General features: G+C 73.9%; 24 protein-coding genes. 4 read left to right on the top strand and 20 right to left on the bottom strand.

The window, feature by feature from the left end; genetic code table 11:
- Positions 1–3: 3 nt before the first annotated feature.
- Genes mutM through CMN_RS06480 form a run of 9 tightly spaced genes read right to left on the bottom strand, consistent with a single transcriptional unit; the run spans position 4 to position 10,007 of the window.
- On the bottom strand, positions 4–939 hold the full coding sequence (gene mutM, locus CMN_RS06520; RefSeq protein ID WP_015490047.1) for a bifunctional DNA-formamidopyrimidine glycosylase/DNA-(apurinic or apyrimidinic site) lyase: 936 nt from the start codon (positions 937–939) through the stop codon (positions 4–6).
- A 6-nt stretch (positions 940–945) separates the two neighbouring features.
- Positions 946–1,662 carry a ribonuclease III gene (gene rnc, locus CMN_RS06515; RefSeq protein ID WP_015490046.1) on the bottom strand — a complete coding sequence of 239 codons (717 nt, stop codon included), beginning with the start codon at positions 1,660–1,662 and terminating at the stop codon, positions 946–948.
- Positions 1,663–1,687: 25 nt separating this feature from the next.
- Positions 1,688–1,891 (bottom strand): 50S ribosomal protein L32, encoded by a 204-nt coding sequence (rpmF, locus tag CMN_RS06510; RefSeq protein WP_015490045.1) that lies wholly within the window; start codon positions 1,889–1,891, stop codon positions 1,688–1,690.
- A gap of 2 nt (positions 1,892–1,893) precedes the next feature.
- Entirely contained in the window at positions 1,894–2,466 is a 573-nt protein-coding gene (locus CMN_RS06505) for a YceD family protein (protein WP_015490044.1), read from the bottom strand.
- Between the two features lie 19 nt (positions 2,467–2,485).
- Positions 2,486–2,977: a pantetheine-phosphate adenylyltransferase gene (gene coaD, locus CMN_RS06500; protein WP_015490043.1), complete on the bottom strand. Its 492-nt coding sequence runs from the start codon at positions 2,975–2,977 to the stop codon at positions 2,486–2,488.
- A 29-nt stretch (positions 2,978–3,006) separates the two neighbouring features.
- Positions 3,007–5,190, bottom strand: coding sequence for an ATP-dependent DNA helicase RecG (locus CMN_RS06495; RefSeq protein ID WP_015490042.1), 2,184 nt, complete (start codon positions 5,188–5,190; stop codon positions 3,007–3,009).
- Positions 5,187–7,706 carry a transglutaminase TgpA family protein gene (locus tag CMN_RS06490; RefSeq protein WP_015490041.1) on the bottom strand — a complete coding sequence of 840 codons (2,520 nt, stop codon included), beginning with the start codon at positions 7,704–7,706 and terminating at the stop codon, positions 5,187–5,189. Before CMN_RS06490 ends, CMN_RS06495 begins: the two co-directional genes overlap by 4 nt.
- On the bottom strand, positions 7,703–9,028 hold the full coding sequence (locus tag CMN_RS06485) for a DUF58 domain-containing protein (RefSeq protein WP_227077764.1): 1,326 nt from the start codon (positions 9,026–9,028) through the stop codon (positions 7,703–7,705). Before CMN_RS06485 ends, CMN_RS06490 begins: the two co-directional genes overlap by 4 nt.
- A gap of 4 nt (positions 9,029–9,032) precedes the next feature.
- Entirely contained in the window at positions 9,033–10,007 is a 975-nt protein-coding gene (locus CMN_RS06480) for an AAA family ATPase (protein WP_041465472.1), read from the bottom strand.
- A 262-nt stretch (positions 10,008–10,269) separates the two neighbouring features.
- Here CMN_RS06480 and rsmD point away from each other — a divergent pair, with 262 nt between their 5' ends.
- Entirely contained in the window at positions 10,270–10,884 is a 615-nt protein-coding gene (gene rsmD, locus CMN_RS06475; RefSeq protein ID WP_015490038.1) for a 16S rRNA (guanine(966)-N(2))-methyltransferase RsmD, read from the top strand.
- Here the strand turns inward: rsmD and CMN_RS06470 are convergent.
- Positions 10,881–11,966 (bottom strand): thiamine-phosphate kinase, encoded by a 1,086-nt coding sequence (locus tag CMN_RS06470; protein ID WP_015490037.1) that lies wholly within the window; start codon positions 11,964–11,966, stop codon positions 10,881–10,883. The genes rsmD and CMN_RS06470 overlap by 4 nt on opposite strands.
- 24 nt (positions 11,967–11,990) lie before the next feature.
- On the opposite strand from CMN_RS06470, the gene CMN_RS06465 reads away from it, so the two are divergent.
- Positions 11,991–12,503, top strand: a complete 513-nt coding sequence (locus CMN_RS06465; protein ID WP_015490036.1) for a DUF3515 family protein — start codon at positions 11,991–11,993, stop codon at positions 12,501–12,503.
- Here the strand turns inward: CMN_RS06465 and CMN_RS06460 are convergent.
- The 9 genes from CMN_RS06460 to CMN_RS06420 form a co-directional block, all read right to left on the bottom strand.
- Positions 12,460–13,446 carry a glycosyltransferase family A protein gene (locus tag CMN_RS06460; RefSeq protein ID WP_015490035.1) on the bottom strand — a complete coding sequence of 329 codons (987 nt, stop codon included), beginning with the start codon at positions 13,444–13,446 and terminating at the stop codon, positions 12,460–12,462. The two genes, CMN_RS06465 and CMN_RS06460, sit on opposite strands and share 44 nt — an antisense overlap.
- Positions 13,447–13,485: 39 nt before the next feature.
- Complete coding sequence (locus CMN_RS06455; RefSeq protein WP_015490034.1) at positions 13,486–14,595, bottom strand: D-alanine--D-alanine ligase family protein; 1,110 nt, start codon at positions 14,593–14,595, stop codon at positions 13,486–13,488.
- 2 nt (positions 14,596–14,597) lie between these two features.
- A complete protein-coding gene (locus tag CMN_RS06450) occupies positions 14,598–15,668 on the bottom strand; it encodes an NAD(P)H-dependent glycerol-3-phosphate dehydrogenase (protein WP_015490033.1) in 1,071 nt (356 codons plus the stop codon).
- A complete protein-coding gene (locus tag CMN_RS06445; protein WP_015490032.1) occupies positions 15,661–16,398 on the bottom strand; it encodes a lysophospholipid acyltransferase family protein in 738 nt (245 codons plus the stop codon). The genes CMN_RS06450 and CMN_RS06445 overlap by 8 nt, the downstream gene beginning before the upstream one ends.
- 124 nt (positions 16,399–16,522) lie before the next feature.
- On the bottom strand, positions 16,523–17,893 hold the full coding sequence (murA, locus tag CMN_RS06440; RefSeq protein WP_015490031.1) for a UDP-N-acetylglucosamine 1-carboxyvinyltransferase: 1,371 nt from the start codon (positions 17,891–17,893) through the stop codon (positions 16,523–16,525).
- On the bottom strand, positions 17,894–18,508 hold the full coding sequence (gene leuD / locus CMN_RS06435) for a 3-isopropylmalate dehydratase small subunit (protein WP_015490030.1): 615 nt from the start codon (positions 18,506–18,508) through the stop codon (positions 17,894–17,896).
- Between the two features lie 3 nt (positions 18,509–18,511).
- Entirely contained in the window at positions 18,512–19,993 is a 1,482-nt protein-coding gene (leuC, locus tag CMN_RS06430; protein WP_041465253.1) for a 3-isopropylmalate dehydratase large subunit, read from the bottom strand.
- Positions 19,994–20,058: 65 nt separating this feature from the next.
- Entirely contained in the window at positions 20,059–20,880 is an 822-nt protein-coding gene (locus CMN_RS06425; protein ID WP_015490028.1) for a PP2C family protein-serine/threonine phosphatase, read from the bottom strand.
- Positions 20,877–21,917, bottom strand: a complete 1,041-nt coding sequence (locus CMN_RS06420; RefSeq protein WP_015490027.1) for a TerC family protein — start codon at positions 21,915–21,917, stop codon at positions 20,877–20,879. Before CMN_RS06420 ends, CMN_RS06425 begins: the two co-directional genes overlap by 4 nt.
- Before the next feature lie 151 nt (positions 21,918–22,068).
- Here CMN_RS06420 and CMN_RS06415 point away from each other — a divergent pair, with 151 nt between their 5' ends.
- Positions 22,069–22,743 carry a TetR/AcrR family transcriptional regulator gene (locus CMN_RS06415; protein ID WP_015490026.1) on the top strand — a complete coding sequence of 225 codons (675 nt, stop codon included), beginning with the start codon at positions 22,069–22,071 and terminating at the stop codon, positions 22,741–22,743.
- Between the two features lie 36 nt (positions 22,744–22,779).
- On the opposite strand, the gene CMN_RS06410 is transcribed toward CMN_RS06415, so the two are convergent.
- Positions 22,780–23,577 carry an SDR family NAD(P)-dependent oxidoreductase gene (locus tag CMN_RS06410; RefSeq protein ID WP_015490025.1) on the bottom strand — a complete coding sequence of 266 codons (798 nt, stop codon included), beginning with the start codon at positions 23,575–23,577 and terminating at the stop codon, positions 22,780–22,782.
- 134 nt (positions 23,578–23,711) lie between these two features.
- Here CMN_RS06410 and CMN_RS06405 point away from each other — a divergent pair, with 134 nt between their 5' ends.
- Positions 23,712–25,082, top strand: a complete 1,371-nt coding sequence (locus CMN_RS06405) for a bifunctional o-acetylhomoserine/o-acetylserine sulfhydrylase (RefSeq protein WP_015490024.1) — start codon at positions 23,712–23,714, stop codon at positions 25,080–25,082.
- Positions 25,083–25,097: the final 15 nt, after the last annotated feature.

Below are 25,097 nucleotides of genomic sequence, written 5' to 3'. Positions count from 1 at the left end.
GGGTCAGGCGGCCGCCGTGTCCGGATCCGGCAGCACTTGGCAGTGCGGGCACAGGTGCGAGCCGCGGTTCATGAAGGCCTCGCGCACGATGGGCGTGCCGCAGCGCGGGCAGGGCTTGCCCTGCTGCCCGTAGGCGTTCAGCGAGTGCGAGAAGTAGCCGGACGCGCCGTTGACGTTGACGTACTGCGCGTCGAAGCTCGTCCCGCCCTCGGCCAATGCCCGGGCCAGCACGGTCCGCACCTCGGCGAGCAGCCGCAGGGCGCGCCCCCGGCCGAGCTGGTCCGTCGACAGCGCGTAGTGGATCCGCGCGGCCCACAGCGCCTCGTCCGCGTAGATGTTGCCGATGCCGCTCACGAGCGTCTGGTCGAGCAGCGCGCGCTTGATCCCCGTTCGGCGGCGCCCGAGCCGGTCGAGCAGCAGTTCGTCGTCGAACGCCGGGTCGAGGGGGTCCCGCGCGATGTGGGCGACCTGCGTCGGCACGAGGGCGGCGGCGGATCCGCGTCCGCCCGCGTGCCCGTCTGGAGTGGCGACGAGGCGGTCGACGGCCATCGAGCCGAAGATCCGCTGGTCGACGAAGGCGACCACGAGCTCGCCGTGGACGGGATGCTCGATGCCCATGCGGATCCGCAGCAGGCCCTCCGGGTCGGAGCCGGGCTCGCGGAGGAGCACCTGCCCGCTCATGCCGAGGTGGGTGACGAGCGCGCGCGGTCCCGTCCCGTCGCGTCCGGCGTCGGGCTCGAGCGGCAGCCACATGAACTTGCCGCGGCGGACGGCCGACGTGATCACGCGGCCGACCAGCAGGTCGACGAACGCGCCCTCGATCGGGTCGTGCCGCTTGAGGGAGCGCGCGTCGAGGATCTCGACCCCCGTGATGCGCGCTCCGCTGACGGCCGGTTCGAGGCCGGCGCGGACGACCTCGACCTCGGGGAGCTCGGGCACCGCGGGTCAGGCCGTGGTGCGCGCCTCGAGGCGCGTCCACGCCTCGAGCGCGGCCGTCATCTCGGCCTGCTTCTTGCTGGATCCCTCGCCCGTCGTCCGCACGGTGGAGCCCACGGTGACGACGGCGTGGAAGCGCTTGCTGTGGTCGGGTCCGCTGTCGCTCACGTCGTACGCCGGCGCGGGGAGACCCTGGCGCGCGGCGCTCTCCTGGAGCGCAGTCTTCGGGTCCATCGCGGCGCCGAAGCGCGCGGGGTCCTCGAGGAGCGGCGCGATGAGGCGCAGCACGAGGCCGGTCGCGGCCTCTCCCCCGGCGTCGAGGTAGCAGGCGCCGATGATGGCCTCGACCGTGTCGGCGAGGATCGACGACTTGGCGCGGCCGCCGGTGAGCTCCTCGCCGCGGCCGAGCAGCAGGTGCTCGCCGAGCCCGATGCGCGTGGCGACCTCCGCGAGGGCGACGCTCGAGACGAGGCTGGCGCGCCGCTTGGCGAGCTCGCCCTCGTCGAGGTCGGGGTTCTCGAGGTAGAGCATGACCGTGACGGCCTGCCCGAGGATGGAGTCGCCGAGGAACTCGAGGCGCTCGTTGTGCGGGATGCCGCCGTGCTCGTACGCGTACGAGCGGTGGGTGAGCGCGAGCTCGAGGAGCTCGGGGCTCACGTCCACGGCGAGAAGGCGCCGGAGCGCGTCGCGGTCGCCGTGGACGCGGGATCCCGGGGTGTCGGTCATGTCCGACGTGCTGCGCGGGTCGCGACTAGACGTCGGCGACCTTGCGGCCCTTGTACTCCATGTACAGGGGCGTGCCGGCGGCGTCCTCGATCACGCGGGCGCGGTGCGGCATGGAGTAGACGACCTTGCCGTTCTCGATGGTCTTGATGAGCGTGGGAGCCTCGGCCTTCCACTGCGAGCGACGCGCACGCGTGTTGGATCGGGACATCTTCCTCTTGGGTACAGCCATGGCTAACTCTCATCTCTCTGCGTTTCGGTGTCGGCGTCTTCACGCGCCGCACCGCTGTCTTCGGAAGCTCGGAAGCCGGACAGGGCTGCCCAGCGCTGATCGATCACGGGCTCCGGGTCGGAGTCCGCCAGGACCAGGCTGATGCCGGGACCCAGATCGAGATCGAGGTCCTCGCCCGGCACTTCGGGCTGGAACGGCAGTGACAACACCACCGCATCCCGGATGACCGGCTCCAGGTCCACGTGCTCGTCTTGGACCTGGTAGTCGAAAGCTTCATCAACACTGTACGCGAATAGCTCGGCGAAATCGACCTGGACACGCTCCTGCATGTCGGCGAGGGTGCGCGCGGACTGCCCGTCGGCCACCGTGTCGACCTCGCCGGTGGCCAGGATGCCGTCGTGCAGCGACTCGAGGCGCACGGTGACGCGCACCTCCCGGCCGGCGGGGACGGCGATGAGGCCCTCCCCCATGCGCTCGGGGGTGACGATGGTCAGGTCGAGCTCGCGCATCTCCCCGGGCCGGTGCACGATGTCGTGGACGTGCACCGTGAATGGGGTCTTCTGGAACCTGGACACCCGTAGATCCTACGGGGCGTCAGCCGGCGCGCCGGACGGCCAGCGCCTCCGCCACGGCCGCCGGCACGTACGGCGCGACGTCTCCGCCGAGCGCCTCGACCTGGCGCACGAGCGAGCTGGACACGTGCGCATGCGCGGGATCCGGCAGCAGCAGCACGGTCTCGACGTCGGCCAGGTCGCGGTTGACGAGCGCCATGGGCGTCTCGTATGTCACGTCGAGCTGCGAGCGGACGCCCTTCACGAGAACGGACGCGCCGATCCGCCGGCAGTAGTCGACGAGGAGGCCCGCACCCCACGAGTCGACGCGGACGGATGCGGGGAGGCCGGCCTCGCGGATGACGCGCTCGATGAGGGCCACGCGCTCCTCGAGCGGCAGCATCGGCGTCTTGCCGGGGTTGTGCACGACCAGGACGACGAGCTCGTCGTAGAGGCGGGCGGCCCGGCGGATCACGTCGAGATGCCCGAGCGTGACGGGGTCGAACGATCCGGGGACGACGGCGATCCGCTGCATCCCGCCAGCCTAGGGCTGCTCTCGCCCGGTCAGTTCTTGTCGAGGAAGGCGCGCTCCTCGTCGTCGAGCCGGCGGGCGAGCGCGCGGGCGAGCGCGGGGTGGCCCTCGAGGCCGGGCGAGGCCTCGAGCACGTCGTGCGCGTGCTCGCGCGCGGACTCGATGAGGTCGCCGTCCTGCGCGACCCGCAGCAGCCGGAGCGACGAGCGGCCGCCCGACTGGTTCGTGCCGAGGACGTTGCCCTCGCGGCGGAGCTCGAGGTCGACGCGCGCCAGCTCGAAGCCGTCGAGGGTCGCGGCGACGGCGTCCACCCGCTCGCGCGCCACGGTCTCGGGCTCGGCGAGCGTGACCATGAGGCAGAGGCCGGGCACGCCGCCGCGACCCACGCGGCCGCGGAGCTGGTGCAGCTGGGAGACGCCGAAGCGGTCGGCGTCGAGGATCACCATGGTCGACGCGTTCGGCACGTCGACGCCCACCTCGATGACGGTCGTGGCCACGATCAGGTCGATGTCGCCCGCGGAGAACGCGCGCATGACGCGGTCCTTCTCCTCCCCCGTCATGCGGCCGTGCAGCACGGCGCGGCGGACAGATCCGAGGCGCGGGTGCGCCGCGAGGAGCGCGTCGACCTCGGTGACGGTGGCGAGCGACGGCCGGGTGGGCGCGTCGTCCGCTCCCTCGCCGGCGTCCTCGTCCTCGGCCTCCGGATCCTGCGGGTCGATCGCCGGGCACACGACGAAGGCCTGGCGCCCCTTGTCGATCTCCTCGGCCGTGCGCTCCCACACCCGCTCGATCCATCCCGGGTGCTCGTGCAGCGGGACGACGAACGACTCGATGGGCTGGCGCCCGCTCGGCAGCTCGGCGATGGTCGACACGTCGAGGTCGCCGAACACCGTCATCGCGACCGTGCGCGGGATCGGCGTGGCCGTGAGCACGAGCACGTGCGGCGGGGTGCCGCCCTTCCGCCGCAGCGCCTCGCGCTGGTCCACCCCGAACCGGTGCTGCTCGTCGACCACGACGAGGCCGAGGTCGAGGAACTCGACGCGCTCGCCGAGGAGCGCGTGCGTGCCCACGACGATGCGCGCCTGCCCGCTGACGATGCGCAGCAGCGCGCGCTTGCGCTCCGCCGTCGACAGCTGGCCGGTGAGCAGAGTGGGCATCAGCTCCGCCGCGAGATCGGGCCCGAGCGACGCCGTGAGCGAGCGGAGGTGCTGGCTCGCGAGCACCTCCGTGGGCGCGAGGAGCGCGGACTGGCCGCCGGAGTCGGCGACCGCGAGCATCGCCCGGAGCGCCACGAGCGTCTTGCCGGAGCCGACCTCGCCCTGCACGAGCCGGTTCATCGGCCAGGTGCGGGCCATGTCGGTCGCGATCTCCTCGCCGACGAGCCGCTGGTCGCCCGTCAGCTCGAAGGGCAGCTGCGCGTCGAGCCGGTCGAGGTGGCCGCCCGGGGTCGGGATCCGCGGGGTCGCCGGCAGCGCGCGCGCCGCCTGCCGCCGCTGCAGCAGCGCGGTCTGCAGCACGAACGCCTCCTGGAAGCGGAGCGCGTCGCGGCCCCGCTTCCAGTCGACGTCCTTCTCGGGACGGTGCACGCCCTCGAGCGCCTCCCGGTACGGGAGGAGGCCGCGCTCGGCGCGCACGTCGGCGGGGACGGGATCCTCGAGGTCCTCGACCGCGTCGAGCGCCAGCTCCACGGACTTCGCGACCTGCCAGCTCGCCATCGAGGCGGTGGCCGGGTAGATCGGGATGGGCATCTCGGCCCAGCGGCGCGCGGCCGCGTCGGGCTCGCCGCCCGAGAGCGCCGGGCCCTCGTGCGCGTCGAAGAGCTCGTAGTCGGGGTGGGCGAGCTGGAGCGCGCCGCGGTAGTCGCTGACCTTGCCCGCGAAGATGCCGCGGACGCCGGGCACGAGGTCCTTGGCGCGCCAGGCCTGGTTGAAGAAGGTGAGGGTGAGGAAGCCGCGGCCGTCGGTGATCCGCACCTCGAGGATGCTGCCGCGCCGGGCCCGCATGGGGCGCTCGCGCACCTCGCGCACCTCGGCGACGATGGTGGCCTGCTGGTCGACCGGCAGCTCGGCGAGGGCGGTGAGCTCGCCGCGGCGGGCGTAGCGGCGCGGGAGGTGCTCGAGGAGGTCGGCGACCGTGCGCAGGCCGAACGCCTTCTGCAGCACGCCCGCGGTGCGGCCGCCCACGACGCCCGCGAGCGCGGCGTCGGATCCGGTCATCCCCCGAGTGTACGAGGGGCGTCCGACGCCGGCGGCCCGCCCGCGTCCCCGTCGACCCGGCCGTCGTCGGACCGCGGGCGGCGGCGGACGAGCGAGCGCGGCGCGACGAGCGCGAGGATCCGGTCGGCGCGTCCCGCCCGAGCGCGCAGCGCGTCGCCGAGCGCGACGAGCGCGGCCGACTGCGCGGCGCCGGCCGCGGCGTCCACCGGCGCGTCGGCGCGGGCGAAGCGCTCCCGCTCGCGCGCCGTGACCAGGAGGGCGACCGGGTCGGCGAGGGACGGGTCGTCGCCCTGGAGGCGCCGGCCGAGCTCGCGCGGCGACTCGGTGTCCGGCACGCGGATCCCCAGGTCGACCGCCTGGTCCTCCACCTCGCGCCAGGCCGTGCCCGCCGGGGCGTCGCCGGCCTCGAGCGCGCGCAGCCGGCCGGAGCGGCGGGCGCGGCGCAGGAGTGCGGGGGCGGCGAGGAGGACGAGCACGAGGAGGACGAGGGCGGCCGTGCCGAGGGCCGCCCACGGGATCCGGACGCCCGTGCCGCCGCTCGCGCCGGGCGCGGCCGATGCGGTGGGGGCGGGCGTCGCGGTCGGCGTGGCCTCGGTCGGCGCGCTCGGCGTCGCGAACGGCGTGGGCGCGGTGGTCGGCGCCGCGGACGGCTGGGCGTAGGGCGCGGCCTGGCCGCGGCCCGGCGTGGGCTCGAAGGCGATCCAGCCGATGCCGGAGAAGTACAGCTCGGGCCAGGAGTGCAGGTCGTGGGATCCGACGCGGTAGGTGATGAGGTCGCCGTTGCGCCCCACCTGATCGCCCGGGAGGTACCCCACGGCCACGCGCGACGGGATGCCCGCCTCGCGCGCCATGATCGCCATGGCCGACGCGAAGTGCACGCAGTACCCGGAGCGCACCCGGAGGAACTCCCCCACCACGTCGACGCCGCTGCCGTCGTAGCCCTGCTGGACGGGCGCGTCCTCCGAGTAGCGGAACTTCCCGCCCGTGAAGAACTCCTGGAGCGCGAGCGCCTGGTCGTAGGGCGAGTCGATGCCGGCGAGGACGTCCGCGGTCGTCGAGGCGACGATGCCGGGGGTGCCGCTGGGGATCTGCAGGTACGGCTGGAGGTCGTCGTCGGTCGCGGGCGCGACGGCCTCCAGCTGCGCGCGCTCGGGGCGCGGCAGCTCGCTCATCACGGTGTAGCTCTGGTCGCGGCTGTCCGAGTCGGACGAGCGGATCGCGAGGCCCTGCTCCGACCAGCGCCACGAGCCGTCGAGCCCGGTGACGCTGCGGGGCGCGTAGGGCGCGGGGAGCCACGCGCTCGAGGAGCCCTCGACCTGCACGCGCGCCTCGACCTCCTCGGCCGGCACGTCGGATCCGGCGCCGAGGTCCGGCCCGATCGCGTCGACGGTGTTCCCGTCCGGCGGGCGCAGCGGCGACGGCGCCCACTCGTCGCCCTCGAAGCGCGAGAGCGTCGTGACCTTGAAGTAGAGCGGCGTGCGGGACGCGGTCGAGTAGCGGAGCGCCTCGACGTCGACGGGTCGGCGGAGGTCGTCGCCGAGGTCGAGGATCGGGTTGACGACGCGCGAGCCGCCCTGGCCGGAGCCGGACGCGGTGGGGAACGTCGCCGACGTGAGGCCCGGGACGATCGCCGGCGCGACGAGGGAGAGGACGACCGCGCCGCCCGCGAGCGCGCCCGCGGAGGCGAGCGTCGTGCGCGCGGATCCCGCCCGTCCGCCTGGCGAGGACCGGGCGGGTCCAGGCAGCGGGGCCGCGATGCCGAGGAGGCCGGATCCGCGCCACCCGCCCTCGCCGTCGGTCTCGCGCGCGTCGGCGGCGAGCACCGCGAACCACGCGAGCGCCGTGACGGCGAAGGAGGCGACGGAGAACTCGCCCACCAGCACGGCGCCGGGCACGGAGACGAGCACGAGGAGCGGGAGCCCGGTCACGGCCGGGAGGCGGAGCGCGTGGGCGAGCACGTCGAGCACGACGGCCAGGGCGCCGATCGCGGCAACGATCACGAAGACGATGGAGGCCAGCGGGGGCACGGGCGCCGACCTCCGGTAGATCTCCTCGCCCGCCTGCTCGCCGACCGCGAGGAGGGTGCGGACGGTCTCCGGGGTGGGGATCACGCCCAGCACCGCGGTGCGGCCCGCGAACACGAGGGTGACGAGGAGCACGAGGAGGACGAGGCCGCCCGCCGAGGCCAACAGGCGCGGCACGCCGACGGAGCGCAGCAGCGCGGCGGATCCGAGCACCGCGGCGACGACCACAATGCAGAGCAGGAACCAGGCCCCCGGCTCGACGAGCAGGTGGAGGCTGGCGGCCCCCGCCAGCAGGGCGACGCCCAGCGCGGCGGTGAGCGGCCAGCGGGCGGCGGCGCGCCCGGAACCCGACCCGCGGCCACGGCGGCCGGATCCGGATCCGTCTCCGCGTCCGCGTCCGCCGGGCCCGCCCGCACGCTCCCCCGGCAGCGGGCGCGGCTCGAGCGTCCAGTGCTCGCGGCCCCCGAGGCCGACGGCGTCGAGGTCGGTCATCGGGCCATCTCCTCGGCGCGGGCGGCGCGCCACGCGTCGGCGGGCCGCGTGCCGTCGCCGAGGACGACCGTTCGCCAGCCGGCCTCGCGGAGGATCCGGAGGGCCTCGCGGTCGTCGCGGCCGTCGACGCGGCCCGGGTGCGCGAGGAACGCGACCGCGGGGCGACAGGCGGCGCCGAAGCCGGCGAGCCGGCGCGCCTCGTGCTCGTCGAGGTGGCCGAGGACGGCGTGGATCGGGACCGCGCGGCGGCTGCGGCGCAGGTCGGACAGGGCCTCCTGCACGCCGTCGCGGTCGGCGTCGACCGCGGCCGGGCGCACCTCGGCGAGGTGGAGGAGCAGGTCCCCCTCGGCCGCGGCGTCGCCGGGTCGGGCGGCGACGGGCGCCTGCCGGTCGGATCCCGCGGCCGTCTCGATCAGGTGCACCGCGTATCCCCCGCGCTGCAGGTGCACGGCCACGGACGCCGCGAACGCCACCGCGCGCTCGAACGCCCGGTCGCCGTCCCCGTCGTCGTCGTGCGGCGGGTATCCGGCAGCACGCGTGTCGAGGAGCACGAGCGAGCGCGGGCTCGACCGCTGCTCCTCCTGCCGCACCATGAGCTCGCCGTGCCGGGCGGTGGCGCGCCAGTGCACGCGGCGGAGCGGATCCCCCGCCCGGTATTCGCGCGTGCCGAGGTCGTCCTCGCCGCCGTCGGCACGGCGCTGCACGCGCTCGGACTCGCCCTCGGACGACACCTGGCCGCCGGGCTCGGCCTCGAGGTCGGCGAGGCGCGGCGTCACGACGAGGCGCGACGTGCCGCCCGCGACGTGCCGCAGCCCCATCAGGCGGAAGGGGTCGTGCTCCTCGACCGCGAGCGGGCCCACCTCGTGGACGCCGCGGCGCTCGGGCGTGAGGTCGTAGCGGAGGACGGGCCGGGCGGTGGAGCGGCGGGATCCGCGCGCGAGTCCCCGGAGCGACGGCAGCTCGGCGGGCGGCATCGCACCGTCGGATCCGGGCACCAGGTCGAGCACCCACGAGCGTGGCGTCGGCATGCTGCCCGCGTTCGCGACGGAGACGGTGACGGTCGTCGCCGTGCCGGACTCGACGACCTCGGAGGTGAAGGTGCGCTCGACGTGCAGCCGCACCCGCGCGATCACGAGCCAGACGGCGGCGAGCAGCGGGAGCGCGAGGAGCGCGACGCCGATGAAGACGAACTCGCGCCGCCCCGCGATGAAGGCGCCCGCGAACGCGGCGACCCCGGCGGCGAGCAGGGCGATCCCGCGGAGGGTCGGGTGCGGGACGGCCTCGACGCCGATCCGGCGCATCAGGCGCGCGAGGGGCGGCACGGGGTCAGCGCGTCCGTCCGGCGGCGCTCAGCGGCACGGCGGTCGACGCGACGATGCGCTCGAGGATCTCGACCACGGCGGCCTGGCCGCGACCGCGCTGGCCGAGCGCGCGACCGGTCGCGACGAGCCGGTGCGCGAGCACGGGCGCCGCGAGGGCGTCGACGTCGTCGGGCAGCACGAAGTCGCGCCCGTCGAGCGCCGCCCGGGTCTTCGCCGCGCGGATGAGCTGGAGGGTGGCGCGGGGGCTCGCGCCGAGGCGGATGTCCTCGTGGCCGCGCGTGGCCTGCACGATCGCGACGGTGTAGCGGGACACGGGGTCGGACACGTACACGCCGCGGGCCGCGTGCATCATCGCGTCGAGCTCCTCCGCGTCGACGACCGGCCGCAGCTCGTCGAGCGGGCTCACGGTGTCGCGCGAGCGGAGCATGGCGAGCTCCGCGGAGGCGTCGGGGTAGCCCATCGAGATGCGGGCCATGAAGCGGTCGCGCTGCGCCTCCGGGAGCGCGTACGTGCCCTCCATCTCGACCGGGTTCTGGGTGGCGACCACCGTGAAGGGCTGCTGCAGCGGATGCGTGACGCCGTCGACCGTGACCTGCCCCTCCTCCATGCACTCGAGGAGCGCCGACTGCGTCTTGGGGCTCGCGCGGTTGATCTCGTCGCCGATGACGATGTTCGCGAACACGGCGCCCGGCTGGAACTCGAAGCGGTGGTCCGCCTGGCTGTAGACGGAGACGCCCGTGACGTCCGAAGGCAGGAGGTCGGGCGTGAACTGGATCCGGTTGATGGTGCAGTCGACGCTCCGCGCGAGCGCCTTGGCGAGCATGGTCTTCCCGACGCCCGGCACGTCCTCGATGAGGAGGTGGCCGCCGGAGAGGAACACGGTGAGCGCCATGCGGGTGGCATCGTGCTTGCCGGACATGACGGAGTCGATGTTGCCGAGGATGAGGTCGGCGAGCAGGCGCACCTCCTCGAGCGGCATGGCGGGCGCACCGTGGCTGCGGTCGGCCTGACGCGCGGCGGCGCGGATGCGGGCGGGCGGCTGTCCCGACCCGGCGTTCAGGGGGACGGACTCGGACTCGGGACTCGTCACGGAGTTCCTCCAGCGTCGTGGGCGTCTTGGCAGCATACGTCAGCGATCCGGGAGCGTCCGCCCCGCCTCCGGGGCGGACATGCCGGGTAGCGTGGTCGCCCGTGCACCCCGCTCCGAACGCCGCCCTCCCGCATCCCGCCGGGATCGCGTCGTGACCCGCATCGTCGCCGGGTTCGCCGGCTCCCTCGTCCTCCGCGTCCCGCGGACGGGCACGCGCCCGACGAGCGACCGCGTGCGCGAGGCCCTGTTCTCCGGGCTCGAGGCCCGGGACGCGCTCGACGGCGCGCGCGTCCTCGACCTGTACGCCGGATCCGGGGCCCTCGGCCTCGAGGCCGCCAGCCGCGGCGCGCGCGAAGTCGTCCTCGTGGAGCGCGCGGTGCCGGCCGCCGCCGTCTGCCGGTCGAACGCGGGCATCGTCGAGCGCGCGGCGCCGAAGGGGGGCGAGCCGCGGATCCGGGTGGCCGCCCAGAGCGTGCGCGCCTTCCTCGCGGGCGACCGCGGCACCTACGACGTCGCGTTCCTGGATCCGCCGTACGAGGTGGGCGACGCCGAGCTGGCGGAGGAGCTGGCCGCGCTCGTCACGCGGCTCGTCGACGGGGCCGTGGTGATGGTGGAGCGCAGCGCGCGCTCGGCCGAGCCGACGTGGCCCGCGGGGATCGCGCTCGACCGCCGGAAGGCGTACGGCGACACCGTCGTGTGGTGGGCGGTCGCCGGATCGCCCGACGACGAGGAGCAGCTGGACGACGCGGAGGAGCCCGCGACCTAGCGCGCCCCGTCCCAGTCGGCGTAGGGATCCCAGCCGCCGAGCGGCGTGCGCGGCCCCTCGTACGCCGCGCCGTCGACCGTCACGGCCGGACCGTCGGGCCCGGCGGCCGCGACCACGCCGATCGCGCGGAACGGCTCCGGCAGCGACGCGCCCGCCGGGAACGCCGCGACGAGCGCGTGGTCCTCTCCCCCGGTGAGCACGAGGTCGAGGGCCGCGGGCGGCAGCGACGGGTGCGCGGCGGCGACCCGGCGGGCGTCGTCGGCGAGGTCGGCGGATGCGAGGTCGATGCCGACGCCGCTCGCGCGGGCCATGCGGCCGAGGTCGAGGAGGAGGCCGTCGGAGACGTCGAGCATCGCGGTCGCGCCGGCACGCGCCGCGTCGACCCCGGCGGTGAGCGGCGCGACCGGCGCCAGCTGCGCCTCGACCGCGGCGGGGTGGGACGCCCGCAGCGCCCGGGCGAGCACCGCGTCGGGGACGAGGTCGCCGCCCGGTGCCGTGCTCCTGGCGAGGTCGAAGAGGAGGCGGACGCCGGCCGCGGCCACGCCGAGCGCGCCGGCCACCGCGATCACGTCGCCGGGGCGCGCGCCCGAGCGCAGCACGGGGTCGCGCCCCTCGAGGTCGCCCGTGGCCGTGACCGTGATCACCAGCGCGTCCGAGACGGACAGGTCGCCGCCGACGACCCCGCATCCCGGTGCCTGCAGGCTGCAGCCCTCCCGGAGCCCGTCGGCGAGGGCCTCGAGGTCGGCGACCGGCGTGCCCGCCGGGGCCGCGATGGCGACGAGGAGCGCGGTCGGCCGGGCGCCCATGGCGGCCACGTCCGCGAGGTTCGAGGTCGCCGCCCGGCGCCCGAGGTCGTGGGGCGTCGACCAGGCCAGGCGGAAGTCGGGGCCCTCGATCATCATGTCCGTCGTGATGACGAAGCGGCCGTCGGGCGCCCGCACGACCGCGCAGTCGTCGCCCGGGCCCACCTCGGCGTCGTCCGCGGCGGGCAGATGGGGCAGGATCCGCGCCAGGGTCGCGAGCTCCCCCGCGCTCCCGAGGGTGGCCGTGTCGCGGTCGGAGGGCGTCCCAGGAGTCGTCACGACTGCCACGGTAGCCTGATCGCGATGACTCCCCGCCGCCCCGCCCGCGCCCTGCTGCGCCCCGTCGCCGCCGCGGCCGCCGCGTGCGGCATCGCCCTCGCCGTCGCCGGCTGCGCCCCCACGGTCTCCCTCGAGGCGGCACCCGGCGCGACCGATCCGCTGTGCGCCGACGTGGTCGTCCACCTGCCGGCGACGCTCGGCACCGCGCCGCTCCGCGAGACCGACGCGCAGGGCACGGGCGCCTGGGGTGACCCGCAGAGCACCGTGATCCTCCGCTGCGGCGTGGCGACGCCCGGCCCGACGACGGACGCGTGCATCAGCTACGACGACGTCGACTGGGTCGAGGACGACTCCCGCGCCCCCGACATCCGCTACACGACCTACGGCCGCACGCCCGCCGTCGAGGTCGTCATCGACTCCACGCAGGCCAGCTACACCGCGCTCACCGACCTCAGCGGCGTCGTCGCGGTCATCCCGCAGACCGCGAAGTGCGTCAGCGCGCAGGACCTCGGGGACGCGCCGCCTCCGGGGAGCTGACCGGGAGCGACCCGGTCGGCGCGGGTCCCGTGCCCCCGACGCGGCCGCGTGCGGGTCCGGACGGCCGCCGTGCGCCGCGCTCGTCGAGCACCCGCGCACCCGTCCGCCACCAGCGCAGCCACGGCAGCTCGCGCGGCCAGTGCACGGTCAGCGACGCCATGCCGCGGCTCATCCGGAGCGGCAGGGTCGACGGCCGGGTGAGCGGCCGCATGCTGATCCCCATGCCGAGGTGCGGGTCGAGCACGATGCGGTGCTCGGGGCCCAGGTGCACGGACAGGTCGATGTCGTCGTGCAGGTGCGTGCCCTCGCGGTGCACCTCGGCGCGGACGGCGAGCCAGACGTCGCGGCGGAGCGCGAAGTTGGATCCGAACAGCGGCGGGTGCCCGAGCGCGAGCGTCACGGACGCGAAGTACGCGCCGAGGTAGGCGACCACCGCGACCCCGCGGAGCGCTCGTGGCCCGTCGAGGAACCGCGCGGCGCCCGTGACGGCGGCGACGTCGGGACGGGCGGCGAGCACGTCGCCGAGCCGCTCGATCCAGTCGGCGGGCGGTACACAGTCGGCGTCGAGCCGGGCGATGACCTCCGAGCGCGCGGCGTCGTAGCCGGCGGACGCGGCCGCGGGGATCCCCAGCACGGGCTCGTGCACGACGCGTGCGCCCGCCTCGCGCGCCACGTCCGCGCTGTCGTCGCGGGACGCGTTGTCGACCACGACGACCTCGTCAGGCGCGACGGTCTGCCCCGTGAGGGCCCGGAGGCACGCGCGCAGGTGCCCCGCGTCGTCGCGCACGGGGATCACGACGGAGACGGTGGGGCGCGCTGGCGTCGCCGGACACGTGGCCGCCCCCGGACGCGGTGACGACGACCGGTCCCCGAGCCGCAGGATCCGGCCGGGTCGGGCGTCGGGGTGGAGGCGGGGCCGGGCGACGGATCGTCCTACGAGCATGCGCCCGAGCCTAGGCTCATCGCCCCGCGACGACCGGGGTCAGTCGCGGGCGCCATCCGCCTCCCACGCGAGCGCCACGTCCAGCAGGCGCGAGATGAGGTCCGGGTACGCGAGGCCGGACGCCTCCCAGCACGCGGGGAACATCGAGATGGGCGTGAAGCCCGGCATCGTGTTGATCTCGTTGAGCACGAAGCCGTCGGAGGTGAGGAAGAAGTCCACGCGCGCGAGCCCCCGGCCGTCGACGGCGCGGAACGCGCGGATCGACAGCTCCCGCAGCCGCGCGAGCTCGGCGTCGGTGACGTCGGCCGGGCACACCAGGTCGATGCCGTCCGCGCCGAGGTACTTCGCGTCGAAGTCGTAGAAGTCGCGGCCGGACACCACGATCTCGCCCGCGACGGAGGCGCTGGGCTCGCGGCCCGGGCCCTCGTCGAGGATCGCGCACTCGACCTCACGGCCGACGAGGCCCGACTCGACGAGCACGCGGTCGTCCTCTCGGAAGGCGACCTCGAGGGCGGCGTCGAGCTCGTCGGACTCGGCGACGCGGCTCACGCCCACGCTGGATCCGGCGCGGGCCGGCTTCACGAACGCCGGCAGCCCCAGCGCGGCCGCCCGCTCCCGGACGCCAGCGGGGTCGGCGGCCCACTCGTGGCGCGAGACCGTGACCCACGGCGCGACCGCGATGCCCGCGGCGCTCAGGACGGTCTTCGCGTAGTGCTTGTCCATGCCGAGCGCGGAGGCGAGCACGCCGGATCCGACGTAGGGCAGGCCGACGAGCTCGAGCATGCCCTGCACGGTCCCGTCCTCGCCCTGCGTGCCGTGCAGGATCGGGAAGACGAGGTCCACCCGGCCGAGCGACCGCTCGGTGCCGTCCGCGTCGCGCACCGTGAGCTGGCGGCTGCCCGCGTCCTCGGGCCAGCGCACGCGCGTGCCGTTGTCGGCCACCTGGGGCAGCGCGTCGGCGTCGAGGGCGAGGGCGGAGGCGTCGTCCTCCTGGAGCGTGAAGGCCCCGGCCGGCGTGATGCCCACCGGGATCACCTCGAACCGCTCCCGGTCGATGGCGCCGAGCACGCCGCTCGCGGTCGCGCAGCTGATGGAGTGCTCGCTGGAGGTGCCGCCGAAGAGCAGCACCACGCGGATCCGTGCGGTCATGGTCACTCCCCCTGGGGCGTGTCGTCGTCGGTGGTCAGGTGCGGGGCAATGTCGCGCGGCGACAGCGTGCCCGCCAGCACCTGCGACACCTGCTCGACGATCGGCATGAGCACGCCGCGCTGACGGGCGAGCTCGAGCACGGGCGCGACGGAGGAGAGCCCCTCGGCCGTCTGCTGCATGCTCTTCACGACGTCGGTGAAGCTGTAGCCCTGGCCGAGCAGGCGGCCCGCGGTGTTGTTGCGCGACAGCGACGACTCGCACGTGGCGATGAGGTCGCCCAACCCCGCGAGCCCCGCGAGCGTCTCCGCGCGGGCGCCGTAGGCCACAGAGAACGCGGTCATCTCGGCGAGGCCGCGCGTGATGATCGACGCCTTCGTGTTCTCGCCGTAGCCGACGCCGTCGACGATGCCCACCGCGACGGAGATGAGGTTCTTGAGCACGCCGCCGAACTCGGTGCCGATCACGTCGGTGTTCACGAACGAGCGGAAGTAGGGGCTGCGGGCGATCTTCGCCACGCGCTCGGCCGTCGCCTGGTCCGCGGACGACACCACGACGGCCGTGGGCTGCTCGCGAGCGATCTCGAGCGCGAGGTTCGGACCCGACGCCACGGCGATGCGCTCCGGGGCGATGCCGAGCACCTCCTGGATCACCTCGCTCATGCGGAGGCCGGTTCCCTTCTCCACGCCCTTCATCAGGCTGACGACCACGGCGTCGGACGGGATGAGGTCGCGCGCGGCCTCGAGGTTGGCGCGCAGCGTCTGGCTGGGCACCGAGACGAACACGTCGGTTGCGCCGGCGAGGACGCGCTCGAGCGACGGGTCGGCCGTGAGCCGCTGCGGCAGGTTGATCCCCGGCAGGTAGTCGCTGTTGCGCTTGGCCTCGGTGATCTCCTGGGCGAGCTCCGGTCGTCGGGCCCACATGACGACGTCGTTCCCGCCGTCGGCCATCACCTTCGCGAACGTGGTGCCCCAGCTGCCGGCGCCGAGGACGACGATGCGACGCCGCTCCCCTGCGCTCGGGTCGGGCGCCGATGCGGCGGGTGCGGGGGTCGGGCGCGCGGTCGCGTCAATCAAAACGGCCGGTCTCCTTCTGGTTCTTCGAGCGGGGATCCCACCGCTCGGTCGGGGCGGTCTCGCCGCGCAGCTCCTCCACGAGCTGCGTGATGGCGGCCATGACGACGGCGGTCGCCTCGGTGAGGGTCGCGGAGTCGAGGCTCCGGTCGCGGAAGCGGTCGAGGTCGACGGGCTCGCCGATGACGACGTGGATCGTCTTCCGCGGGAAGAGCCGCAGGCGCTTCGAGTAGCGGCCCATGAGCTGCTGCGTGCCCCAGTGGGCGGCGGGGATCACGGGGATCCCGGCCTGCAGGGCGAGGCGCACGGCGCCGGTCTTGCCGCGCATGGGCCAGAGGTCGGGGTCGCGCGTGAGCGTCCCCTCGGGGTAGACGACGACGATGCGGCCGTCGTGCGCGAGATCCGACGCGGCCTCGATCGCCTGGCCGCCGCGGACACCGCCGTCGCGCTGCACCGGGATCTGGCCGGAGCGGCGGAGGAACCAGCCCACCACCGGCACGTCGAAGAGCGACGCCTTGGCGAGGAAGCGGGGCAGGCGCCCGAGCTTCCACGCCACGGCCCCCATCACGACGGGGTCGATCTCGCTGTAGTGGTTCGGCGCGAGCACGTACGAACCCGTCCGCGGCAGGCGCTCGGGGTTCCGGATCTCGAACCGCACGGCCGTGTTGAGCACCGGCAGCACGAGGGCGGCCAGCACCCAGAAGATCGACGGTCGGGCCTTCTCGTTCGCCATGGATCCTCCGGTCGGGGTCGCGGTCGTCGTCGGTCGCCCGCCGTAATCCGCCCGACGGAGGGCCGGGCGCGTCCCTCGTGGACGCGCCCGGTCGGCGTGGGCGGCGCGGGCACCGCCGGCGAGGCTATCCCTCGTACGAGAAGTCCGCGCCCAGCTGGCGCAGCTTCCCGATGAAGTCCTCGTAGCCGCGCGAGATGATCCCGACGTTGCTGACGGTGGACCGGCCCTCGGCCGTGAGCGCGGCGATGAGGTGGCTGAACCCGCCGCGGAGGTCGGGCACGGTGATGTCCGCGCCGTGCAGGTGCGTCGGCCCGGTGATGACCGCGGCCTGCTCGAAGTCGCGACGCGCCACGCGGCGCTCGTGGCCCTCGAGGCCCTCCTTGTGCACGACGATGTCGGCGCCCATCTCGTTGAGCGCGTCCGTGAACCCGAAGCGGTTCTCGTACACGGTCTCGTGGATGATCGAGACGCCGGGCGCCTGCGTGAGCGCCACGACGAGCGGCTGCTGCCAGTCCGTCATGAAGCCGGGGTGCACGTCGGTCTCGATGACCACGGGCTTGAGGTCGCCGCCCGGGTGGTAGAACCGGATGCCGTCCTCCTCGATGTCGAAGGCGCCGCCGACCTTCCGGAACACGTTGAGGAACGTCATCATCTCGGCCTGGCGCACGCCGCCGACGAAGATGTCGCCGCCGGTCGCGAGCGCGGCGGAGGCCCAGCTCGCGGCCTCGTTGCGGTCGAAGAGCGCGCGGTGCGTGTAGCCCTCGAGGCGGTCGACGCCCTCGATGAGGATCACGCGGTTCGGCTCGACGGAGATGATCGCGCCCATCTTCTGCAGGATCGCGATGAGGTCCATGATCTCGGGCTCGATGGCCGCGTTCTTCAGCTCCGTGATGCCCTTGGCGCGCACGCCCGTGAGCAGCACCTGCTCGGTCGCGCCGACGCTCGGGTAGGGCAGCTCGACGTTCGCGCCCTTCAGGCCGTTCGGAGCCGTGAGGCGGATGCCGCTCGGGAGCTTCTCGACGACGGCGCCGAAGGCGCGCAGCGCATCGAGGTGGAAGTCGATGGGGCGGTCGCCGATGCGGCAGCCGCCGAGGTCGGGGATGAACGCCTCGCCGAGCCGGTGCAGGAGCGGACCGCAGAACAGGATCGGGATCCGAGAGCTGCCCGCGTGCGCGTCGATGTCCGCCATGTGGGCGCTCTCGACGTCCTTGGGGTCGAGGATGAGGTCGCCCTCCTGCTCGCCCTTGCGGAGCGTGACGCCGTGCACCTCGAGGAGGCCGGAGACGACGCGGACGTCGCTGATGTCGGGCACCGAGCGCAGGAGGCTGGGGCTCTCGCCGAGGAGCGAGGCGACCATGGCCTTCGTGGCCAGGTTCTTGGCCCCGCGCACCTCGATGCGACCGCGCAGCGGGATGCCGCCGTTGATCACGATGGAGTCGGACAGGAGGCCCACCCGCTCCCCCGCCTTCTTGGCGTCGCTGACTAGTGAGTTCATTCAGTTCTCCAGAGCTGCCGGCCGGGCCGGCAAGGTGCGCGGGCGCCATGCGGCCCGTCGTGATTCGAAGGTGGTGATGGCGTCCTCGTCCCGGAGGGTGAGGGCGATGTCGTCGAGCCCCTCGAGGAGTCGCCACCGAGTGTATTCGTCGATCTCGAACGGGACCGTCAGGCCGGGTGCCGTGGCGATCCGCTCGACGAGGTCGACGGTCAGGTCGAGTCCGGGCTCCGCATCCATCGCGGCCCACAGCCTCTCGACGTCGTCCTCCGTCACGATCCCCGTGAGGAGGCCCTGCTTCCCGGAGTTGCCCCGGAAGATGTCGCCGAACCTCGGGCTGAGCACGGCCCGGAAGCCGTAGTCGCGCAGCGCCCACACGGCGTGCTCGCGGGACGAGCCCGTGCCGAAGTCCGGTCCGGCGACGAGGACGGTGGCGCCCTCGTAGACCGGCTGGTTGATGAAGAAGTCGGGATCCTGCCGCCACTGGAAGAACAGCGCGTCCTCGAATCCCGTCTTGGTGACGCGCTTGAGGAACTGGGCGGGGATGATCTGGTCGGTGTCGACGTTGGACTGCTTGAGCGGCACGGCGGTGCCGGTGACGCGGCTGATGGGCTCCACGGCTCAGGCCCCCCGTCCGACGGCGGCGGCCTGGCGGATGGACGCGGCGTCGACGACGCCGTCCTCCTGCAGGTCCCATGGGCTCGAGAGCGTGCCGCGGATCGCGGTGGCCGCGGCCACGAGCGGCGACACGAGGTGCGTGCGCCCGCCCTTGCCCTGCCGGCCCTCGAAGTTGCGGTTGCTCGTGGAGGCGCAGCGCTCGCCCGGCGCGAGCTGGTCCGGGTTCATCCCGAGGCACATGGAGCAGCCGGCGAAGCGCCACTCTGCGCCGAAGTCGGTGAAGACCTTGTCGATCCCCTCGGCCTCGGCCTCGAGCCGCACGCGCGCGCTGCCCGGGACGACCATCACGCGGACGCCCTCGGCCTTGGTGCGGCCGCGCACGATCTCCGCGGCGGCGCGCAGGTCCTCCACGCGGCTGTTCGTGCAGGACCCGATGAACACGGTGTCGACCGCGATCTCTTTCATGGGCGTGCCGGGGGCGAGATCCATGTAGGCGAGCGCGCGCTCGGCGGCGGCGCGCTCGTTCGGGTCGGCGACGGAGGCGGGATCCGGCACGGGCTCGCTGAGCGAGACGCCCTGCCCGGGGTTGGTGCCCCACGTGACGAAGGGCTCGAGGGCGTCCGCGTCGAGGAAGACCTCCGCGTCGAACACGGCGTCGTCGTCGGTCGCGAGCGTGTCCCAGTAGGCGACGGCCTCGTCCCAGTCCGCGCCGGTCGGCGCGTGCGGGCGGCCCCGCAGGTAGTCGTACGTGGTCTGGTCGGGGGCGACCATGCCGGCGCGCGCGCCCGCCTCGATCGACATGTTGCAGATCGTCATCCGGCCCTCCATGGAGAGCGAGCGGATGGCGCTGCCGCGGTACTCGAGCACGTAGCCCTGCCCGCCGCCGGTGCCGATCTGCGCGATGACCGCGAGGATGATGTCCTTCGCCGTGACGCCGGGGCGGAGCGTGCCCTCGACGGTGACCGCCATGGTCTTGAACGGCTGGAGCGGCAGGGTCTGCGTGGCCATGACGTGCTCGACCTCGCTCGTGCCGATGCCGAACGCCATCGCGCCGAACGCGCCGTGCGTGGAGGTGTGCGAGTCGCCGCACACGACCGTGATGCCCGGCATGGTGAGGCCGAGCTGCGGACCGACGACGTGCACGATGCCCTGCTCGATGTCGCCGAGCGAGTGCAGCCGGATCCCGAACTCCTCCGCGTTCTTGCGGAGGGTGTGGATCTGCGTGCGGCTCGTCAGGTCGGCGATGGGCCGGTCGATGCCGACCGTCGGCGTGTTGTGGTCCTCGGTCGCGACGGTGAGGTCCGGGCGGCGCACGGGGCGGCCGGCGAGGCGGAGCCCGTCGAAGGCCTGCGGGCTGGTGACCTCGTGCACGAGGTGGAGGTCGATGTAGAGGAGGTCGGGCGTGCCGTCCTCCCCCTCGGCGACCAGGTGGTCGGCCCACACCTTCTCGGCCAGGGTCTTCGCAGGCTGCACGGCTCTCCTCATGGCAGTGGCGCGAGGGTCCCCACGCGCATCATGGGAGTCTAACGCCGGGTGCCCGCCGCTATTCCTCAGGTGGTGGGCGCGCCCGCGGACCCGTCGTCGAGCGGCTCCGCGTCCGCGGCGGCCTCCATGACCACGACGGTCACGTTGTCGCGGCCGCCGGAGGCGAGCGCCTGCGCGACGAGGGCGTCCGCCGCCCGGTCGACGCCGCCGCCGTCCGCGCGCGCGAGCTGGAGCACGCCGGAGATCGCCGGGTCGTCCAGCTCCTTGGTGAGCCCGTCGGAGCAGATGAGGAAGACCTGGTGGTCGACGACCGGCAGCAGCCACTCGTCGGCGGCGACCTCGTCGTGGGATCCGACGGCCCGCGTGATGAGGTTCCGCACGGGGCTCCGCTCGGCCTCGGCGCGGGTCATCCGCCCCTGGTCGACGAGCTCCTGCACGGCCGAGTGGTCGATGGTCACCTGCTCGAGGCGGCCGTCCGTCCAGGCGTAGACGCGCGAGTCGCCGACGTTGAAGACCATCCAGAGCGGGTCCCCGGCGTCCGAGCGCACGAGCGCGACGCCCGCGAGCGTCGTGCCGGCCACCGTGCCGGGCGGGTCGTCGCCCGTGATCAGGTCGCCGATCGCGTCATTGGACGCGTCCACCGCCTCGACGATCAGGTCGCGCGTGACGGGCGCGTCGCCAGACAGGCCGCCGAAGGTCTCCACGAGGGTGGCGCTCGCGCGGTCGCCGAACGCGTGCCCGCCCATCCCGTCGGCGACGAGCCAGACGGGCGGGTCGGCCAGGAGGCCGTCCTCATTCACGGCGCGCACGCTGCCGACGTCCGTGCGCGCGGCCCAGCTGACGTGGATGCGACGCCCGCCGAGCGCGATGGTGCGGGCCTCGGTCATCGCGCGTCCCTGTCGTCGTCGCCGCGCTCTACGGAGGCGGTGTCGGCCGCGGGCCCGGTGACGGGGATCCCGTCGGCGCGCATCTTGAGGAGGCTGGCGACGGTGGCGACCACCATCGAGGCGAGGATCACGACGAGGCTCACGACGGTCGGGATCTCAGGCGCCCACTCGATGCCCTCGCCGCCGTTGACGAACGGCAGCGTGTTCTCGTGCATCGCGTGCAGCACGAGCTTCACGCCGATGAAGAAGAGGATGAACGCGATCCCGTACTTGAGGTACACCAGCCGGTCGAGCAGCCCGCCGAGCAGGAAGTAGAGCTGGCGGAGGCCCATGAGCGCGAAGATGTTCGCGGTGAAGACGATGAACGGCGACTCGGTGATGCCGAAGATCGCGGGGATCGAGTCGAGGGCGAAGATCAGGTCCGTGGTGCCGATGGAGACGAACACGATGACCATGGGCGTGAGCACCTTGCGGCCGTCGATGACGGTGCGGACCTTCGAGCCGTCGAAGTCCGGCGCGATCTTCAGCCGCCGGCGGAGGAACCGGATGAAGAGCGAGTCCTCGCTCTCCTGGTCCTCGTCGCCCACGGCCTGCTTGACGGCCGTGTAGAGGAGGAACGCGCCGAAGATGTAGAAGATCCAGCTGTAGCTCTCGATGAGCTCGGCGCCCAGCAGGATGAAGATCCCGCGGAGCACCAGCGCGATGATGATGCCCACCATGAGCACCTCCTGCTGGTACTTCCGGGGCACGCTGAACCGGCTCATGATGATGACGAACACGAACAGGTTGTCGATGCTGAGGCTGTACTCCGTCAGCCATCCCGCGAGGAACTGGCCCGCGTGCTCGCCGCCCGCGACGAACAGCATGATGACCGCGAAGACCAGCGCGAGCCCCACGTAGAACGCGACCCAGAGGGCCGACTCCCTCGTCGAGGGGACGTGCGGGCGCCGGTAGACGATCAGCAGGTCGGCGACGAGGACGAGGACGAGGACCGTCAGGGAGACGATCTCGAACGGGAGGGGGAGGACCAGGGGCACGCGGAGGCTTTCTGCAGCACGGGGAGCGGCACGGACATGCCTCGACGAAACTACAGGGCGGCCGACGGGTTGTTCACAATTCCCCCATCCGGGGCATCCGGCCATCGGCCGGACACTACGTTGGTCGCTCATGACACGAGAGGGACGCCCCATGTCCGTTACGGCGAACGAGCTCGATGCACGCGACCACGGCGGGGAGGACGCCGGACGCCGGCGCCGCGGCCCGCGCACCTCCGGCGACGCCCGGGGCAGCATCATCGCGGCGGCCCGCCTGCTCTTCATCGAGTCCGGCGCCGACCGCGTGAGCGCCCGCCGCATCGCCGCGTCGGCGGGCGTCGACCCGAGCCTCGTCCGCTACTACTTCGGCTCGCTGGAGGCTCTGCTCGAGGAGGCGCTGCGCCCCTCGGAGGACCTCATCGCCCCGTACCTGCGCCTCCGGGAACTGCCCGTCGAGGAGCGCGGCGCGGCGCTCGTCGCGGCGGCGCTGCACACGTGGGAGCACCCGGTCGGATCCACGATCATGCGCTGGGTGACCGTCTCGTCCGACCACGACAGCGCCGCCTACCGGCGCTTCGCCGATGCCGCGCCCCAGCACTGGATGAGCGCCATGCCCGAGGGCATGCCCGCGGAGGAGGCGGACATCCGCAACTCGCTCGTGGGGGCGGCCCTCGGCGGCATCGCCATCACCCGCTACATCTGGCGGAGCGAGCCCATCGCCAGCATGTCGCCCGAGACGGTCATCGCCCTGCACGGGCCCGTGGTGCAGGGGTTCCTCACCGGACCGCTCCCCGACGTGCCGGTCGACGCGCCCCTGCCCGCGGCCTGACGGCGGCGGGCACCCCGATGCCGGGGCGGTCCGCGATCAGCCGCGGTCGGTCAGGTCCTCGCGGACCGCGAGCGGCTTCCGCACGAGCTTGTGCGGGGCCGCCTGCGCCACGGGCTTGAGGGTGAGCAGGTCCACGTTCACGTGCGGCGGCAGCTCCACCGCGTGCACGATCGCCTCGGCAACGTCCTCCGCCGTCAACGGTCCGGGGACCCCGTCGTACACCGCGTCGGCCTTCGCGCGGTCGCCGCCGAAGCGCACGAGCGAGAACTCCTCCGTGCGCACCTGGCCCGGGGCGATCTCGATCACGCGGATGGGCTCGCCCGCGAGCTCCAGGCGCAGCACGCCGAGCATCGCGTGCACGGCGGCCTTCGCGGCGTTGTACCCGCCGCCGCCCTCGTAGGGCACGTGCGCGGCGATCGAGCTGACCGTCACGACGTCGGCGCTGCCGCCCGCGGGCACGCCGGCGCGGAGGAGCGGCAGGAGCGCGCTCGTCACGCGCTGCACGGCGAGCACGTTGATCTCGTACATCCAGGCCCAGTCCTCCGCCGAACCGCCCTCGACGGAGTCGGTCCCGACGGCTCCCCCGGCGTTGTTGACAAGCGCGTGCACGTCGCCCGTCGCGCGGAGGTGGTCGCGGAGCGCGTCGACGTCGGCCTGCACGGTGAGGTCGGCGACCGCGGACGTCGCGCCGGTCTCCTCGGCGAGCGCGCGCAGGCGGTCCTCGCGGCGGGCGACGCCGACGACGTCCCACCCGCGGCTCCGGAAAAGACGGACGGTGGCGGCGCCGATCCCCGAGCTCGCACCCGTGACGACGACCCTCTTGGCTGTGGGCATGACCCCAGCGTAGGGAACCCGCGGCCCCGCGGGTTACGCCCCGCGACGGGCCCGCGTTGACCGGCCGCGGGGCGCTTCCTACTGTCGTGATGCGCCCGCACGGGCGGCGCCGACGCACGAGGGAAGGCACGACCATGAGCGACCACGACGAGGACCGGGCAGCGGGCTGGCGCTTCGAGACGCAGCAGATCCACGCGGGGGCGGCACCCGATCCCGTCACCCATGCGCGCGCCACGCCCATCTACCAGACCACGTCCTACGTATTCGACGACGCCCAGCACGCGCAGGACCTCTTCGCGCTGGCGCAGCCGGGCAACATCTACACGCGCATCATGAACCCGACGCAGGCCGTCGTCGAGGAGCGCGTCGCCGCCCTGGAGGGCGGCTCGGCCGCGCTCCTCGTGGCTTCCGGGCAGTCGGCCTCGACGTTCGCGGTCCTCAACATCGCGCAGGCGGGCGACCACATCGTCTCGAGCTCCTCGATCTACGGCGGCACCTACAACCTGTTCAAGTACACGCTCGCGAAGCTCGGCATCGAGACGACCTTCGTGGAGGACCAGGACGACCCCGCGGCCTGGGCCCGGGCCGTGCGTCCGAGCACCAAGCTGTTCTTCGCGGAGACGATCGGCAACCCGCGCATCAACATCCTCGACATCCGCGCCGTCGCCGACGAGGCGCACCGGGCGGGGGTGCCGCTCATCGTCGACAACACGATCGCGACGCCGTACCTCATCCGGCCGTTCGAGCACGGCGCGGACGTCGTGGTGCACTCGGCCACCAAGTTCCTCGGCGGCCACGGCACGGTCATCGGCGGCCTCGTCGTGGACGGGGGCCGCTTCCGCTGGTCCGAGCACGGCGAGCGCTTCCCCGGCCTGACGACTCCCGACCCGTCGTACCACGGCGTCACGTACGCCGAGGCGCTCGGCGACGGCCTCGCGTACATCACCAAGGCGCGCGTGCAGCTGCTGCGCGACCTGGGCGCGTCCATCGCCCCGGCGAGCGCCTGGCAGCTGATCCAGGGCATCGAGACGCTGAGCCTCCGGATCGAGCGGCACGTGCAGAACGCGCAGGCCGTCGCCGAGTGGCTCGACGCGCACGACGACATCGCGGACGTCTACTACGCGGGTCTGCCGACGAGCCCGTCGTACGCGGCCGCCAACCGGTACGCGCCGCGCGGCGTGGGCGCCGTCCTCTCCTTCGAGCTCAAGGGCGGGGTGGACGCCGGGCGCGCGCTCGTCGACTCGCTGCAGCTGTTCAGCCACCTGGCCAACATCGGCGACGTGCGGAGCCTCGTCATCCACCCCGCGTCGACGACCCACGCGCAGCTGACGCCGGAGCAGCAGCTGACCGCGGGCGTCACGCCGGGACTCGTCCGGCTCTCGGTCGGGCTCGAGAGCATCGACGACATCATCGAGGACCTCGCGGTCGGGCTCCGCGCCGCGCGGGCGGTCAAGGACGACGCCCGCGCCGCGATGCTCCCGGGCGCCCGGGTGAGCGGGGCGTAACACTGGGGCGCGCGC

Origin of the sequence: Clavibacter nebraskensis NCPPB 2581 (genome assembly GCF_000355695.1) — a bacterium.
Lineage (GTDB): Bacteria > Actinomycetota > Actinomycetes > Actinomycetales > Microbacteriaceae > Clavibacter > Clavibacter nebraskensis.
This window is presented reverse-complemented; position numbering and strand designations above follow the sequence as displayed.

Bases quoted from the DNA above. Each gene is read 5' to 3' on its own strand.
- CMN_RS06425 (WP_015490028.1), bottom strand. From the start codon at position 20,880: ATGACCGAGGCCCGCACCATCGCGCTCGGCGGGCGTCGCATCCACGTC.
- CMN_RS06495 (WP_015490042.1), bottom strand. From the start codon at position 5,190: ATGACCGGATCCGACGCCGCGCTCGCGGGCGTCGTGGGCGGCCGCACC.
- CMN_RS06490 (WP_015490041.1), bottom strand. From the start codon at position 7,706: ATGACCGACCTCGACGCCGTCGGCCTCGGGGGCCGCGAGCACTGGACG.
- murA (WP_015490031.1), bottom strand. From the start codon at position 17,893: ATGAACTCACTAGTCAGCGACGCCAAGAAGGCGGGGGAGCGGGTGGGC.
- CMN_RS06405 (WP_015490024.1), top strand. From the start codon at position 23,712: ATGAGCGACCACGACGAGGACCGGGCAGCGGGCTGGCGCTTCGAGACG.
- coaD (WP_015490043.1), bottom strand. From the start codon at position 2,977: ATGCAGCGGATCGCCGTCGTCCCCGGATCGTTCGACCCCGTCACGCTC.
- CMN_RS06415 (WP_015490026.1), top strand. From the start codon at position 22,069: ATGTCCGTTACGGCGAACGAGCTCGATGCACGCGACCACGGCGGGGAG.
- CMN_RS06460 (WP_015490035.1), bottom strand. From the start codon at position 13,446: ATGCTCGTAGGACGATCCGTCGCCCGGCCCCGCCTCCACCCCGACGCC.
- CMN_RS06465 (WP_015490036.1), top strand. From the start codon at position 11,991: ATGACTCCCCGCCGCCCCGCCCGCGCCCTGCTGCGCCCCGTCGCCGCC.
- leuC (WP_041465253.1), bottom strand. From the start codon at position 19,993: ATGAGGAGAGCCGTGCAGCCTGCGAAGACCCTGGCCGAGAAGGTGTGG.
- CMN_RS06455 (WP_015490034.1), bottom strand. From the start codon at position 14,595: ATGACCGCACGGATCCGCGTGGTGCTGCTCTTCGGCGGCACCTCCAGC.
- CMN_RS06445 (WP_015490032.1), bottom strand. From the start codon at position 16,398: ATGGCGAACGAGAAGGCCCGACCGTCGATCTTCTGGGTGCTGGCCGCC.
- CMN_RS06410 (WP_015490025.1), bottom strand. From the start codon at position 23,577: ATGCCCACAGCCAAGAGGGTCGTCGTCACGGGTGCGAGCTCGGGGATC.
- rpmF (WP_015490045.1), bottom strand. From the start codon at position 1,891: ATGGCTGTACCCAAGAGGAAGATGTCCCGATCCAACACGCGTGCGCGT.
- CMN_RS06480 (WP_041465472.1), bottom strand. From the start codon at position 10,007: ATGCCGCTCGAGGAGGTGCGCCTGCTCGCCGACCTCATCCTCGGCAAC.
- rnc (WP_015490046.1), bottom strand. From the start codon at position 1,662: ATGACCGACACCCCGGGATCCCGCGTCCACGGCGACCGCGACGCGCTC.